We start from the raw sequence: 13,955 nt of genomic DNA on the forward strand, positions 1-13,955 counted from the left end.
ATATTCGATGAAATAATTCCATTTTTTTGTTCATGTGTAATTGCATTGGCTACAGAAATGTTTTCCAGTTTTGAGGTATCACATCCACCAATTAAGTACCCACTACTTCAAAATCCCCATGTAAATATGCGTATTAGTACAAATAATTCACCATTCCACATTAAACGGCTCCAAATTGCTCAGAAATAGACTACTAACTACAGCAGATAGTGGTCTATCAGGTATACAATGTATCTTATATACCTGATATTCAGGAAGCGGATAGATGATTATAAATTTTACAAAAAAAAGTAAATAAAATAAGAGGAATTCAACTTTGTTTCTGCTTTATGCTAAATTAGCACTCGATACAGAATATTCCTATAGTAACAGGTGTGCGTTTGTTAACATATTACCCTCATCAATTTGTCTATGTTTTAATTATGTTTTTATAATATCATCAATCAACAACGTCACCTACTTTTAGTTAGTAATATCATTATTAATTTCACTGCCTTCTCTTTCCTTATCTCCTTCACTGGTCAATCTAATCATTTCACTGTTCACATCTGTTGTATACGGACTATGACCAAGAATGCTTTCAATACTGATTGCACCCATTCCCTTCAACTTAGACAGATTATCAATGACATCCTTCTCACTTTGCGGCATAGCATATTGGAAAGTAACATCAAGTGTATCCCATTCTTCATCAGTAAACTTCATTCCTTGTAACTCTAAAAGTCCTCTAATCTTCTCATATCTTTGTTTCATGCCATCTTTGATAAATTTCTCACTTATCATGGCTTTAAGATTACTCAATGAGAACATTAGTTTAATACTAACCTCACTAAGATTACTTATATCAACCTTACCAATGACTACTCCAGGTGTTGAACTAATATCAAGTAAACTGGTCATAAGGTGTTTATACAATGTTTCAAATGCTGCATGATCAAACTTATTTTGAGCAAACATAAAGTCAGCATCTGAATCAAGAACAAGCCCACCACCTAATATTTCTGTAGGCAATCCATCACCTTTAAGTTGTTGTCCCTTGACAATCGGAATACCTGTAATGTATTTATAGAAAGCATCTGTACTCTTACTAATCAAATCCTCCATACTGTCTAGGATAGTTATATAATCATCTAAATCACTTCTACCAAACACATCATTAACAGGATTATCATTACAATAGATTACAGGCAATCCAGTTAGATTATCGAATGTTCCCTTTAAATGTAGTTCTCCACCAGCATTGGTATACTTCTCAACTCGATCTGGATAGTACACATTATAAAACGTGACATTATTAATAGTGTAACTCTCTACAAATGCAATGTATTCATTATCAGCATCAACTACTGGATAACTATCTGCTACATCAATAAGTTTACTTGTAATCTTACCATTCTTAATAAATACATACTCATAGGCGTTACCGTAACGATTAACATTATGTACTAGGTCAAAGTCAGTCTTATCATAACTGTTTCTATATACCGCACTAACTGCTTCTACTACCTTTTCATTACCCGTTAGAGTAACCTTATTACCAATCAGATAAGCCGTACCAAACTCCAGTAACCGCTTTGCATACTGTAAAACGATACGTCTAGGAATAAACTCCTTGCCATTAAACATCTCATTAGGACGCTTATTAATAGCATGTGAACCTGCAAGATACTCTTTGGTATCTAGAATATTCATTACTCTCATTTGATTATGTACTTCATTAACATACTCGGCAAACCATTCATTGCCATAACCAAATTCCTCAATGAATTGATTAATTGTACCCATTTCACACGCTCCTTATACATACCATTTGTTATTTTTCATTGCTTGAACTGCTAACGAATGAGCAATGACCATATCATCATGATTGTTTGCCCCTCTTTTGTTTCCCATTTTTCCGTTTATCTCAATAAAAAGAATCATCTGCTGAAGGGTTTCCTTATCATTAACAAGGATTAGGCCCTTTTCAAATGATTCCTTAAAGTCGCTTATCATAATTGCTTTTGTTTTATCCGTTGTAAGCCATCCAAGGGCAAACTTCTTATTACCCTTCTGGTCAAACGTCTTATGTTTATATAGATTCATGTATTGATGATCATTTCTAAGACGTTCAATTACTGGCAATCCGTAACTATTCTTTTCAGGTGCAAGGAAAGCGTAATTATAGTATCTGCCAATCACATTAAGCACTTCTGCAAACTCATATACACTTACTTTATTATGATCAAATGCCAATACTTGGACACCATCAGCATCCATCAACGTTAACGTACTTGAGTCACCGCCTGAACCACTTGCAACATCACTTCCTCCGTAGTATCGCACACCACGTTTAGGTAAATGGTAGACATTCAAACCTTTACCTATATATTTGAGTAACGTTTCAGGTAATTCAGTTTTCAACTCATCCTTACTTATTGGATCTGGAACATTTTCTAAGTGTTCTAATATCTTCCCTTGATCAAATACGTTCTGTCCACTTGTTTTGAATGCTTCTTCTGGATAGGATGGGAACTCTGTTTGGAAGTCCGTTAGTGACATTGAACTTAACTTCCATTGTCTCCACATCAACATACGAAGGTTGGCTCCCATATCGTGGATTCGTTTCTCTTCATCAGTTAAATCTTTTGTTAATAACCGTTGCCCTCTATTTTGTGCCTTGAACCATTCCTCTGCAATATCATGTTCAAATTTAAACTGGTCTTTATAGGCGTTACTCGTCCAACCATAGAAGAATGCTTTATAGTTAGTTCTACCTTTCCAAGAGCGCATGAACAAGTCATAGTAATAATTACCTGTACCATTTGCCGTTGTCTCGATAACTAATTTACTTGTTGGATTCTTGGCTAATGCTTGCTCCAAACTAGTCAAAACCTTTGATTGGTCACCTTGATAAAAGGCAAATTCCGAAAGCAATGCAAACTGATATGTATTACCCCGTCCAATCTGTTTACCGTCACTGGCTGCTATCTGTACCCTAGAACCATTGCTTAAACATAACTCACCACGATTATCTCTATCAGTCTTAGGAAATGGATACTTTGTTCTTGGCAGATTTTCATTCATAAACTTTAACCGTTCAAATAATGCCGTAACTGACTCACCTGATAATGAAACAATCATATAACTTGTATTGGGATACTTGACCGCATTATATAGGCAATAGGCCAAACTCATTGTACTAAATCCAATCTGACGAGATTTGGAAATGATATTAAACTTTTGCATCTGGACAATAAAATCAGATTGTTCCTTATTTAACACAAAGGGAATTGTATTCCCCTCATTGTCAACAATCTTAACAAAGTTCTTGGCAAATGCCTTGAAATCATCCATAACCATATCAAATTTACTTTTCTTTTTTACCGTTGCTACTGCCATTTAATCTCCTTCCTGAACGCAAAAAAGAGCCGCTAATTTATAACGACTCCATTTATATCCTCAATCCTATGTATTTGTTTTGTCCTGCTTCTTCAATACTAGAATAATATCTTTAACTTTATCCGGTAATGGAATACCGAGTTTACCACCGTTTTCTGTCAAACTAACAAACTCTATAAGACAAAAAGCACCTGACACACCATCTGATACTATTCCATTGCCTTTTAATACTGCAACCTCAATTAGATATACGGCTCCAATCAAAAGGATAATATATAGTTTCTTGATCAATCCTTTTGTTCCGATCCTGCTATTTACTTTCTTTTCATACATGCCAACCATAATACCAGTGATAAAGTCTATAGCCATCAATCCAATAAGAACGGTGAAGACTAATCCGAATCCTCCAACCATCCATGATACTATTCCAGTAACTATACCAATCAAAAATTTAACAACAACATCCAAGCGTTCCAATTTATCACCTCCTTAATTAACAGTTTAAAACCATCACGAAAATTCGTGATTGTCATAATGAACTTCACGAAATCAGACTATCCACAATTTGCGTCAGTTTAACGTTGTATCAGAACTCAGGCCATTTTGTCCTAACTCACGGCTCAACTTCTTTGAGTGGTCACGATTTGTTACATCCGAATCTGACAATACTCAATTACAAATCATTATTGAGTTTTCAGATTTCCATTTTGGAATATCTGCCCATCAAATTTGCAGTAGAGGTTTACAATTCTAGATCGTCTTCATCTTCTTCATCGTTCTTAGCAAAGAATTTTTCTGCTTCTTTGTTATGTAGATTTATTTCCTTCATCAGTTTAAGCATCATTTCAATATCCTTTGGATTAGGGTTCGATTCAACTTTAATTTTCAGTTGCTCATATATCTCTAACAGGTCATTAGCCTGCTTAGTAGCCAACACAATGCTAGTAATATGTTTAAACTCAGGAGTACGTTCCCATCTGTAATAAGTCCCCATAGACTTCAAATCAACCTGTTTAAGGAACTCTGTCTCAGTCATTTCTTTCTCTCTGTCCATCCACAAGTTAAATTTATATTTAACATACAGTTGTTTTTTATAAGGCAACTTCTTCAACACATCATAAATTGTCATCTACTTAACCTCCAAAACAAATATGGTATACAGACTTAAAAAGTTCACGCATGACTAGATACAGATTGTATGCCATATACCCAACCATCACATAAACAGCCCCTATCACCAACTTGTTAAACATCTTACCCATCATTTTATTCATTTAGATTATCTCCTTTGATTTAATCCCCTTGTTCACTTACTTTTATAAAGTTGTACGTTTTTACCTACAATAGATTATTTATTATTTTAGGATGGGCTTGGGTTCTAAAAGTCCTTGCCTTAAAAAGGACTAGAAGTATTAACGAGCAAATCAATTAAGCGATAATACTTTCATATTGTCGTCTAGGTAACATCTTCTTCAATTCTTTATCTGAAAAATAATACTTCAAGCACTGACTAAAGTCCTTACCACTATTGGTAACAAATGTATCGGTAGATGAATCAACTGGAACATCAAAATTGATTCGGTACAAATTCGGCAAATTACATTTTCCATTACTGACCTTACCCTTTACCTTTCTGTTCCGTTCGGCTTCAATTACACCAAACTCAATCAATTTATTAACTTGCGTTCTAACTGTCTTTTCTGTAATCCCTGTAGCACTTGCTATACTGTTAAAGGTAAAATAAAAAACGCCTTGCATATTCGCATGACGTTTGGAGTGAATCAACATGGCATATGCAATTAATTTCTGATTCTTGTCTGGACAGTTATCCATAATCCATTTAATTTCACTAAGAGAAACCGTCAAATCTTTATTCGTTGCCGCTAAATTGTAATTACGTTCATAGATATCTTTTACAACTTGGTCAATGTCCTTATGACATTCCTCTAAACTAGATGAATAATTCTCTGTCTTCTGCTGATCCATCCATGAATGCAATTCTACATTGCATTCTTCTTCTTCTAACCCACTGTACTTAAGATACATACCAATCAATAGTATTGAATTGTGTCGGCTACCTTGAACTTTTAAACCATTCTGTAACAAGTCAATAGCCCTACTTATGGAATAATCCTCTGACTGTGTATGGTTTTCAGGTGCGACATAACTACTTATTGCCTTTTCTGTTTTAATGATCGTATCACTATCAAAGTCAATCTCATCTTCCATGTCCAGAATATCTAAAACCTGTTTACGTTGTATCTTCTTAATGGTGAACAGATATTCATGGCTCCCTGTTTCAGTCATAACCTTTAAGCCATCTTCAACTTTACAAAATCCGCAATAGTTACCGCTAAATTGATGCTTACCTAGAGGCAACTTAACTCCTAATTTATCCGTTACACGAAATTCCACTTTGTTGCCAGCATCAAATATATTAGTTAATTCAGCATAGTTGATAACAAAATCAAAGAATTTCTTTGCTTGTTCAATGGAAATCAAGTCCTCAAAGAAAATGTCAATGTGATAACCTTTGTTGCCACTAAAACTAATATAATGTTCGTTAATGCCAAGATTGTACAAAACATATGAAATCTTATATGTAACCCACTTGGCTTGATAGGCATCATGAAAGTCAACGTCAAAGGTCATAAACTTACTAAAGAACTTACTGAACGTTCCAACTGTCATGATTCCTTCTAAGTGCTTCTCAAACTGCCAATCCATCAAAGGCTTAACCTTGTTTCCCTTTGCATCTTTGCTTCCCTTTGTGTATTGCTTATAACCAAAAGGATACTGAATCAAATAGTGTCCACGCTGAATAATATACAATTCACTTAATTGCTTAATTACATCCTTCATTTAATCCCTCCATTAAAAGCCATTCCATTAAATTAATTACTTACTTTTTCGTTGTTGCATGAATGCCGTTACTGCTTGATAAAGTGAATCGGATTTCGTAAATTGCCAAAATTGGTCTTGTGATTTAACATTCAATCCTGTGCAATTAAATTCAATCCCTATGTCATAACGCAAATGCTTTACCAATCCTTTGTCATACACATAAAAAAAGTTGTTATCACGTTCCATAGTTTTTTATCTCCTTTGTTCATAGAAGAAAAGACAGCCTAGTAGACTGTCTTACTTCCCATGGTGAATTTAAATTTGTTTTTGTGAGTTAATGCCATGCTATACAGACCATTTATATCGTGCTTACTGTATTCCTTGTCTTTTGCTAGTTCATAACGTCCAGTATTTTCAAACGTATGAGTCAGTTTGAATTGCTCTGCTGATAAACTTAGTGGAAACTCAAATAAGCCTTGCATGGCTGCAAGGTTAATGTTTGTTTCAAGTATTCCGTTTTCGTTTACCCTAATTGGTGCGTCTAAATTATATTGTGATTTGACACGGTAAAACTCACACTTATGTATTCCTGAATCTAAAATATCCAATAGTTCAAATAGTTCTAATTGTTCCAGCCAACTTCGATTTATTGCCCTGAAATCATTGTTAAAATAGCCAAGAAACGTGCTATCTATTGCAAGCAGTATAATCTTACCTTCTCGACTCTCAGGCATTGGAACATTATGATAACTAATGATTTGGAGCAATGTAGAGCCACAATACTTTGTATAATAGTTATCTCTACTTATTCCTGTTACTGAATTGACATTTGCTGAATTTGGATTTACTCGATCTGTCCGACTTATTTTAGTTATATGGTTATCCCAAACCTTTCCACGTTCAAGAGCCATGTCTACACCAATTACTTGTTTACCTGTATTTTTTGCTTTAAATATGTTGCTGAAATCGTAGAAGTAATTAATCTGATACCCTCTAATCTGTTGTAAATATAAACAAGACAATAAAGAGTCTAAATCATTCGACAAGCACAAGTCATACTTTCCTTGTTCAGTATCATTACACCATTTTGGAAATTTGCTTTTAAGTTGTTGGATCATATTAGATGAAATTGATCTCATCTAACTCTTACATTTTGATACTCCCTATTATTAGTTAGTTTAAATCACTAACCTATTCAAAAGGGAGTTAAAGTCAATCCTTTCATTTTTACACCTACCTTATTAGTTTTAGTTATTACCTTCAATGAATTGTTTGTATCTTTCTATTCTCTCTGGTGACATTTCACCTTTATTATTTTCATACAAACTTATCAGGGTACTGCTACATTTGAGATGTTCTGTAACGTCTATTTGTTTAATGTTGTGTTGGATTCTTTTTATTTTCCAATCCATTCGTTCAGACATAGAATTCATCTCCCTAAAATTATTTATAAAAAAAGAGTGGAGTAAATCCCCCACCCTTCATTATGTATTAGGCTTTAAGAGTATATTGTGCTACTGCTTTCTTACTTGCTACTTTCAGCGTACCTTCTGCGATTACTTGACCTTTGACGCTATCACCTGTTTTCGCAAGTGCTTCGAATTGGGCTTCACGAAGGAATGCCAGAGACAATGCAGAAGCATCAAATACAGTCATTTTGTCGGCAGACGCATGACGAGACAAGAGCAGATTCAAGTTACCATAGTTAGTACGGATAACATCAACGATAATGCCGAATACGTTAGTTTGGCTGTATGTGTAAGAACCTTTGTAAAGCGCATCAATTTGTTCTTTAATATCAGCATTGACCAAACCAAAGTATTCACCTGTAGGGAGTCCTTGATCCCACAGTTTCTTTACAGTGGACTTAATTTCGGCTTCTGTAATGATTTTAGAAGTTGCACCAGTAACCAGGTTAGATGGATCAGCCCAAGTTTCAAGTCCAGCCATACGGCGAACAAAAGGAGTTGCAGAACCATCATTTTTGATACCTTTGGTCACTTGCTTCTCGATATTCACTTTAAGTTCTGTCAGACGGTCTGCAACCTCGCTAGAGAAGATTTTTCCTTGACCTTGTACATTGATTGCATTTGCTGTACCCGATACAGACACACCCTTCTGGAACAGTTCAAGAACGTTGTTCATTTCAGCACGTCCAGATTGGTAGAACTTCACATCTTCGTTACCTTCAATTACAGACACATCTGCATCATTGGAATATGCTTTTTCTCTCCAAGTGTGAACAGTTCCATTCGCCTTCTCAGTCAGTCCTTTAGCCAAAATCAAAGATGTAAGTGGCGTGTCAGTGATGCCAATTTTAACGATTTCTTTAGCGAGTGAAATAGATTCTCCGGCAGTAAGATTATTAGATTTAAACATGTTTTATCAATCTCCTTAGATTTGTTTTAGTTAAATAGTTTAGATAATTTTGCGCCAATCATTCCAGTAACATCATTCTTAGCCGCTGCTTGATCGTATGTGCTTGTTTGTTTGTGTTCATTAGGAACATAGGCATTGGTTACTTTTCTTGCTTCTAAAATTGTAGTTAATGCTTCAATCTTAGGCTTCAGTTCATCCAGATTAGCGACATTGAAAAAGTCAGCAAAGTCTTCTAGTCCACTCACCTTTAACTCAATTGCAAGTTCTTTCATAAACAATTCCTGTTCACGTTGTTCAAGTGCTTTTTCTGAATCTGATTTCTCCACTTGCTTGAACTGAAGCAGGTCATTACGCTCAGTCATCAACGGTGTAAGAACTTCAGTTTCCCAAGTTGATTTTGAATCTGCAAGCATCTGGTCAATGTGTGCTTGTTGTTCTTCTGTAAACTCCATTTAATCCATCCTCTCCTTAATAAAGTTCCTCCAACTAAACTTTTTCACAAAAAAAAGAAACACTTCAAATGAAGTGCCCAAGTTATAGAGGTTATAAATATTGAAAACAAAATGCTGTGAAGGAAACCAATCCTTCATTCAATCCATGCAATTATATGGAATCAATGAAATGCTGGTTTTTGATGAATTCTATCACTATATAAAATTTTTAGAGAATACTTGAACACATTAATACGTAAGAGTTTTTAGGCTGTTTCTAAAAAGTAACGTTTTCTATTTTCTTCCCTGTTAGTACTTTTAAAAACCAAGCACGAAGAATTCCCCCCCCTACATTACCTAATCTTTTAGATACTTTAAAAACACTGATAAATCAACGTTTTTTTGAAGAAAAATATTATTTTTGTGTCAATTTTCGCAAAAAACGCTCAAATTGTATTGTTGTACAAAATTAATCCATGTCTCTACTATATGAAAACCTGATCGCACCTAAAAAAGCCACTGTTTACAAGGTTTTTTTAGGTATTATTTTTGAATGTGTGTCGTTTTGCTCAAAAAAATCAATAATGAAGTTCATTTATTTGTATAACCGGAGTCTCCCTAAAACACCTATCTAATTCTATGCTAGAAAAATAGAAAACCCTTGTATATCAATTTTTTTCTATCATTGATGGCTTGTTTGAAATGATTACATTAAAAATTTCGAAGATCAGAAACTCCCACAAACATCAGTTATCCCGAACAATTAAAAACACAATACAACATATGTCTTATCTTACCCCTGCATATTTCACGGGATATCCGCGACAGCCACGTTATCACAACGTTACTGTTTCGACCTGTCCCCATTAGGTCATCGTCAGGCGGTCACAAAGCGTATAAACTCGTCTTACAAAACATTCGAACTTGAAAATACTTATTCCCATTGTCATCTATAATGTACATTTCCTCTCCAACATTCTCAAATTGAACTTCCCACTTGATAGGATAGGTTTTTCCAACTGTGACATTAGGTAATTTTTTCGGGTTAGACATTATACGTATAAACTTTGCATCTTCTTCTGAATGTGTAAGGGTAACGATTGATTTCATTTTAATTACTCCCTTCGATTTATATACAATTGGATTTTTCAATTATTACAAATCCATTCCATTTAAGGGGTTATATTTCGCATTCTGTTCTCTTAATGCAGTTCCCCAAATGCTGAGATACTTTTGAGTCATACTGATTTGACTGTGACGAAGCATCTTTTGCAAAGTAAAAACATCACATCCATTCATTAACATACGGTGAGCAAATGTATGTCTAAAGGTGTGACAAGATAGGCGCACATCTTTAAAGTTCATTGCTGCTTTCAATCGTCTGAAGAGTGATTTTACCGATTCAACTTTAAGTTGTTCATTTTTCCTATCACTTGTAAATACATACTCTGACAATGTTTTGAATGTTTGACGACAGAACACTTGGTATTCAGAAAGTTCCTTAATTAATTTATCAGTGAGTGGAATAGAAGACTGCTCTCGCTTCTTGCCATACACAGTGACTGTGCCTGACTTGAAATCAATATCATTCCATTTCAAATTAATTAATTCACCTAACCGCACACCAGTCCCTAACAATGTGATGATAATTGTATAGTCGCGGTAGGCATGGAATGTCCTGTTCCTGCTATTGATACGGCGATAGTAATTTAACATCTGAGTGATGTGATAATCACTAAACGCTTCAATTTTAATATCTTCTTTGACATATGAAAGACGTTTTATCGGATTTTTTTTCGAGTCGATAATCTCAACTTCTTCAAGGTAATTGAAGAAAATTTTAATTGTGTGAAGTTTAGAGTTTCTTGTCGTGGGATTGTTTTCTCGTTCCTTTTGACAGTATAAAAGGTAGGACTTAATTAAAGATGTGGTAACGTCCTCAACATTAACAATCTCTTGCTCACTACAAAAGGCTTGAAATTCTTTTAATGTAAGAAGGTAAGCCGCAATCGTTTTAGGAGATAAATTTTTGTATTCTCGATCATCCTTAAATTCTTGAACAGCAAATTTTAAAATCAAAAAAACCACTTCCTTAATCAGAATATGATGTCCTGATAATTAAGTGGCTTCTTGGATTGGAATAGCGTCCTTACATGAACACTATCTAATCAAACCTTATAAAACGTTTAAAACCCTTGTAAAGCATTGTGTATGATCTGTAGTGGGCTCGAACCACTGACCCCTACCCTGTCAAGATAGTGCTCTCCCAGCTGAGCTAACAGATCATGATAACTGATTGTTTTCCAATCAAGTAACAGTATCATACCAAGTAACCGCGTTCATTGTCAATTGTTTTATTGGTAATATTTCAATAAAATATGTGCATAATAAAGGAAGGATTACCATTTAACGACGAGGTGACTTTCATATGAGGAACATAAGAGAACGCAAAGCACGTTCATATCTAACAGCTAAAAACGTAACCTGTCTGCTTGCGCTTGTTATATTAATCAGCGCTGCTGTCGGTTGTAGTTTAGAGCGGGATGAACATACCGTACAATTTCAACAGTTGCAGCAGCCCAATGAGGTTAATGATGACCTTCCTGTCTGGCTGGATGTGTATTCCAAGTCTGTCGTACATGACGTATACTCACCACAAGGGCACGTTGAAATCTTACCCTGAGGAATATCACATCGCATCTCACTCGTCTTCTTCATCCCACTTTTTGGAATACGCCTTCTTGGTCACATAATATAACAAAGCAATCATCCCGGCCGACATCAAAAGTGTAATTGCCATCACTCCTGCCATGCCCATGAATCCCACCGCCTCTCCCAGTATGTTCCAGACTAACTATACAGGAAAAGCATTTTTTTGTATAATTCAGTCTGATATGCGCGTAGAGCAGAAAGAAGGAATGGAATTGGCAGCCGAGATCCGTTATGTAACCACCGAAGAACAACTTCAGAAAGCACTGGGCATTCGCAATGATGTTTTTGTGATTGAGCAGCAAGTGCCTGCTGACATTGAAATTGATCAATATGATATCATTAGCCCTGATGTGCATCATGTATTATTAAGTACAGATGGACAGGCCGTAGCCACAGGTCGTCTGATCTATTACGCGAAGGATACCGCCAAAATGCAGCGCATCGCTGTACTTAAATCTCATCGTTCCTTTGGTTACGGGAGTGTCCTGCTCCTGGCCATGGAAGAAAGAGCGCGTGAGTTGGGCCTCTCCTACTCTATTTTGGATGCACAGTGCCAAGCCCAGACGTTCTATGAGAAGCTCGGATATGAAGTCATCTCGGAAGAACCTTTTTATGATGCAGGTATTCTGCATGTTCGTATGAAAAAGAGCCTGTAAACGTTATAAACTAGTCTTGGCATAGTAAAATCGTCAAGTGGTACATACTTTCTTAGCATTTGGACAGGCTAAAAAGGAAACCAGATTCCTATTTGGTCAGAGAAGGAGAGTGTGACATCATGGATCAAACGACACGCGAAAGCTTCACAGCAGTACAAAAAAATGGTGACGGCGATCTGACGGCGTTCCAAACTTCAGCAGGACGTGTACTGGATTACCAACAAGCTCTGGCAGAAGTAAAAGCAGGAGCCATAGCCGGAGTGAACGTATTTAAAGGTAAAGATGGCGAAATGTACATTCGTGGTGACGCCGACGGGGACCCAACCAATAACCTCGACCAGCTTCCTATGTTCTAAAATAGATGCATGCAAGGGCGCCAATCCGGGCAATCCGGGTTGGCTTTTCTTTATTTCACGCTAATACTCGGTAAAATATTTCACGGCATCGCCACCAGACTGGCTTTTGCGAATCGTCTGTGTCTCCTGCTCCCATGCCTGCAAGATAAGTATGCCTTCCAGAGTGGACTTATTTTCCCACAGGATATGCTGCCTGCGCTCAAGCTCCAGCAATGACTCATGAATTATGGCTTTGCCTCGGCCCGTCTTGTTCTCCAGTTCATCCATTCGCGGTACACGCCGCCGCTGTCCCACATAATTAACGATAATCCGCAGAATTTTGCGTTCAAAATCATTCAGCATATTTCTTCCTTCCCATCCTTATGGAGTACAGGACGCCATGCTAAAATACCTTGCTCCAGAAATGTTCGGGGTGACCCCTCTTTTCCTGCCGATGCTCTGATCATTCCGCCTCGCACACTGTTGATTCGAATCTGCCGCTGCGTAATATGTCCTGCACGATCCATGTAGACGAGCTCCACCATCTGACCAATATATTTCCCTAGCATAATCATCCCTCCAATAAGAACATTTGTTTGTATTCATTATTATATGCGAACATCAGTTCTTTATTCAACAACTAAAAAAAGGATTTTATTGAAATGAAAAAACCAGACTTTCCCCTTTTAACAAAGAGCGCCTGGTTACATCTGTTCACTTGTGGGATCTTACATCCCGTTCACATATCAGCTCATGACTTTACGTATGATCAACGTCGATCCGATTCAGTGAATTGTACCTTTTTCAATTGCTGTGTAGACGGATTAAAATCAATATTCACATATACTGCAAATTCTTTGCCCTCTTTGTTACGAACCCATAGCTTAAACTGTTCACGGGATTGATCTGCTGTAAGTGATGTGCGGCCAATATGTTTATAGTCCAAAATATCCACATTATACTTCGTTTGTGTTTCTTTTACCGCAATAATCCCCCACTTTGCATAATCGGGAACCGCACCTCCAGTAGCCGAGGCTGTAGTGAATCCTGCCATACTTAGAACCACCGTCATCAGTGTAACGATGAGCATTTTCATGTGCACTCACTCCTTGGGCAATAGGTTTCCTGTTATCCTGCCCGTCCGGGTTTCATTTTACACGAATAAACGCAATGAGTTATGCCATCCTTTAGTCCCATTTGGTTGTTTTTTGTTTAAA

At 36.4% G+C, this 13,955-nt stretch carries 18 protein-coding genes and 1 tRNA gene; 3 read left to right on the forward strand and 16 right to left on the reverse strand.

Translation table 11 applies throughout. The features are described from left to right. Positions 1–462: 462 nt before the first annotated feature. From JNUCC31_RS04260 to JNUCC31_RS04320, 13 genes are all read right to left on the reverse strand, one after another. Positions 463–1,785, reverse strand: a complete 1,323-nt coding sequence (locus tag JNUCC31_RS04260) for a phage portal protein (RefSeq protein WP_192268811.1) — start codon at positions 1,783–1,785, stop codon at positions 463–465. A gap of 12 nt (positions 1,786–1,797) precedes the next feature. After that, positions 1,798–3,381 (reverse strand): phage terminase large subunit family protein, encoded by a 1,584-nt coding sequence (locus tag JNUCC31_RS04265; protein WP_192268813.1) that lies wholly within the window; start codon positions 3,379–3,381, stop codon positions 1,798–1,800. Positions 3,382–3,447: 66 nt separating this feature from the next. Next, entirely contained in the window at positions 3,448–3,858 is a 411-nt protein-coding gene (locus JNUCC31_RS04270) for a phage holin family protein (protein ID WP_228469503.1), read from the reverse strand. Positions 3,859–4,123: 265 nt separating this feature from the next. After that, positions 4,124–4,510 (reverse strand): hypothetical protein, encoded by a 387-nt coding sequence (locus JNUCC31_RS04275; protein WP_192268815.1) that lies wholly within the window; start codon positions 4,508–4,510, stop codon positions 4,124–4,126. Positions 4,511–4,809: 299 nt separating this feature from the next. Continuing rightward, a complete protein-coding gene (locus JNUCC31_RS04280; RefSeq protein ID WP_192268817.1) occupies positions 4,810–6,243 on the reverse strand; it encodes a TOTE conflict system archaeo-eukaryotic primase domain-containing protein in 1,434 nt (477 codons plus the stop codon). A gap of 36 nt (positions 6,244–6,279) precedes the next feature. After that, complete coding sequence (locus tag JNUCC31_RS04285) at positions 6,280–6,471, reverse strand: hypothetical protein (protein WP_192268819.1); 192 nt, start codon at positions 6,469–6,471, stop codon at positions 6,280–6,282. A gap of 38 nt (positions 6,472–6,509) precedes the next feature. Next, positions 6,510–7,343: a hypothetical protein gene (locus JNUCC31_RS04290; protein ID WP_228469505.1), complete on the reverse strand. Its 834-nt coding sequence runs from the start codon at positions 7,341–7,343 to the stop codon at positions 6,510–6,512. Positions 7,344–7,472: 129 nt separating this feature from the next. Further along, positions 7,473–7,649, reverse strand: a complete 177-nt coding sequence (locus JNUCC31_RS04295; protein ID WP_192268823.1) for a helix-turn-helix transcriptional regulator — start codon at positions 7,647–7,649, stop codon at positions 7,473–7,475. Between the two features lie 67 nt (positions 7,650–7,716). Beyond that, positions 7,717–8,604 (reverse strand): SU10 major capsid protein, encoded by an 888-nt coding sequence (locus tag JNUCC31_RS04300; protein WP_192268825.1) that lies wholly within the window; start codon positions 8,602–8,604, stop codon positions 7,717–7,719. 26 nt (positions 8,605–8,630) lie between these two features. Continuing rightward, the gene (locus tag JNUCC31_RS04305) at positions 8,631–9,056 is read right to left on the reverse strand and encodes a hypothetical protein (protein ID WP_192268827.1); all 426 of its coding nucleotides are present in this window, start codon (positions 9,054–9,056) and stop codon (positions 8,631–8,633) included. Between the two features lie 864 nt (positions 9,057–9,920). Next, on the reverse strand, positions 9,921–10,145 hold the full coding sequence (locus JNUCC31_RS04310; protein WP_192268829.1) for a hypothetical protein: 225 nt from the start codon (positions 10,143–10,145) through the stop codon (positions 9,921–9,923). A gap of 45 nt (positions 10,146–10,190) precedes the next feature. Then, on the reverse strand, positions 10,191–11,114 hold the full coding sequence (locus JNUCC31_RS04315) for a tyrosine-type recombinase/integrase (protein ID WP_192268831.1): 924 nt from the start codon (positions 11,112–11,114) through the stop codon (positions 10,191–10,193). A 133-nt stretch (positions 11,115–11,247) separates the two neighbouring features. After that, positions 11,248–11,320: transfer RNA gene (locus JNUCC31_RS04320), tRNA-Val, on the reverse strand. A 143-nt stretch (positions 11,321–11,463) separates the two neighbouring features. Between JNUCC31_RS04320 and JNUCC31_RS04325 the strand changes: the two genes are divergently transcribed. The 3 genes from JNUCC31_RS04325 to JNUCC31_RS04335 all read left to right on the forward strand — a co-directional run bounded on the left by JNUCC31_RS04325 (position 11,464) and on the right by JNUCC31_RS04335 (position 12,759). Next, positions 11,464–11,718, forward strand: a complete 255-nt coding sequence (locus JNUCC31_RS04325; protein ID WP_192268833.1) for a hypothetical protein — start codon at positions 11,464–11,466, stop codon at positions 11,716–11,718. Between the two features lie 241 nt (positions 11,719–11,959). Next, on the forward strand, positions 11,960–12,403 hold the full coding sequence (locus JNUCC31_RS04330; protein WP_192272729.1) for a GNAT family N-acetyltransferase: 444 nt from the start codon (positions 11,960–11,962) through the stop codon (positions 12,401–12,403). Between the two features lie 119 nt (positions 12,404–12,522). Further along, complete coding sequence (locus JNUCC31_RS04335) at positions 12,523–12,759, forward strand: DUF3892 domain-containing protein (protein ID WP_192268835.1); 237 nt, start codon at positions 12,523–12,525, stop codon at positions 12,757–12,759. Positions 12,760–12,819: 60 nt separating this feature from the next. On the opposite strand, the gene JNUCC31_RS04340 is transcribed toward JNUCC31_RS04335, so the two are convergent. The 3 genes from JNUCC31_RS04340 to JNUCC31_RS04350 all read right to left on the reverse strand — a co-directional run bounded on the left by JNUCC31_RS04340 (position 12,820) and on the right by JNUCC31_RS04350 (position 13,834). Beyond that, the gene (locus JNUCC31_RS04340; RefSeq protein WP_192268837.1) at positions 12,820–13,101 is read right to left on the reverse strand and encodes a hypothetical protein; all 282 of its coding nucleotides are present in this window, start codon (positions 13,099–13,101) and stop codon (positions 12,820–12,822) included. Further along, entirely contained in the window at positions 13,095–13,307 is a 213-nt protein-coding gene (locus JNUCC31_RS04345; RefSeq protein WP_192268839.1) for a hypothetical protein, read from the reverse strand. Before JNUCC31_RS04345 ends, JNUCC31_RS04340 begins: the two co-directional genes overlap by 7 nt. A 200-nt stretch (positions 13,308–13,507) precedes the next feature. After that, the gene (locus JNUCC31_RS04350) at positions 13,508–13,834 is read right to left on the reverse strand and encodes a DUF3889 domain-containing protein (RefSeq protein WP_192268841.1); all 327 of its coding nucleotides are present in this window, start codon (positions 13,832–13,834) and stop codon (positions 13,508–13,510) included. Positions 13,835–13,955 lie beyond the last annotated feature (121 nt).

It is taken from the genome of Paenibacillus sp. JNUCC-31 (assembly GCF_014844075.1).
In the GTDB taxonomy this organism is placed as follows: Bacteria; Bacillota; Bacilli; order Paenibacillales; family Paenibacillaceae; genus Paenibacillus.

Excerpts from the sequence above, each read along its gene's own strand:
- JNUCC31_RS04260 (WP_192268811.1), bottom strand. The coding sequence starts at position 1,785 with ATGGGTACAATTAATCAATTCATTGAGGAATTTGGTTATGGCAATGAA.
- JNUCC31_RS04265 (WP_192268813.1), bottom strand. The coding sequence starts at position 3,381 with ATGGCAGTAGCAACGGTAAAAAAGAAAAGTAAATTTGATATGGTTATG.
- JNUCC31_RS04275 (WP_192268815.1), bottom strand. The coding sequence starts at position 4,510 with ATGACAATTTATGATGTGTTGAAGAAGTTGCCTTATAAAAAACAACTG.
- JNUCC31_RS04280 (WP_192268817.1), bottom strand. The coding sequence starts at position 6,243 with ATGAAGGATGTAATTAAGCAATTAAGTGAATTGTATATTATTCAGCGT.
- JNUCC31_RS04285 (WP_192268819.1), bottom strand. The coding sequence starts at position 6,471 with ATGGAACGTGATAACAACTTTTTTTATGTGTATGACAAAGGATTGGTA.
- JNUCC31_RS04290 (WP_228469505.1), bottom strand. The coding sequence starts at position 7,343 with ATGATCCAACAACTTAAAAGCAAATTTCCAAAATGGTGTAATGATACT.
- JNUCC31_RS04295 (WP_192268823.1), bottom strand. The coding sequence starts at position 7,649 with ATGTCTGAACGAATGGATTGGAAAATAAAAAGAATCCAACACAACATT.
- JNUCC31_RS04300 (WP_192268825.1), bottom strand. The coding sequence starts at position 8,604 with ATGTTTAAATCTAATAATCTTACTGCCGGAGAATCTATTTCACTCGCT.
- JNUCC31_RS04305 (WP_192268827.1), bottom strand. The coding sequence starts at position 9,056 with ATGGAGTTTACAGAAGAACAACAAGCACACATTGACCAGATGCTTGCA.
- JNUCC31_RS04310 (WP_192268829.1), bottom strand. The coding sequence starts at position 10,145 with ATGAAATCAATCGTTACCCTTACACATTCAGAAGAAGATGCAAAGTTT.
- JNUCC31_RS04325 (WP_192268833.1), top strand. The coding sequence starts at position 11,464 with ATGAGGAACATAAGAGAACGCAAAGCACGTTCATATCTAACAGCTAAA.
- JNUCC31_RS04335 (WP_192268835.1), top strand. The coding sequence starts at position 12,523 with ATGGATCAAACGACACGCGAAAGCTTCACAGCAGTACAAAAAAATGGT.
- JNUCC31_RS04340 (WP_192268837.1), bottom strand. The coding sequence starts at position 13,101 with ATGCTGAATGATTTTGAACGCAAAATTCTGCGGATTATCGTTAATTAT.
- JNUCC31_RS04345 (WP_192268839.1), bottom strand. The coding sequence starts at position 13,307 with ATGCTAGGGAAATATATTGGTCAGATGGTGGAGCTCGTCTACATGGAT.
- JNUCC31_RS04350 (WP_192268841.1), bottom strand. The coding sequence starts at position 13,834 with ATGAAAATGCTCATCGTTACACTGATGACGGTGGTTCTAAGTATGGCA.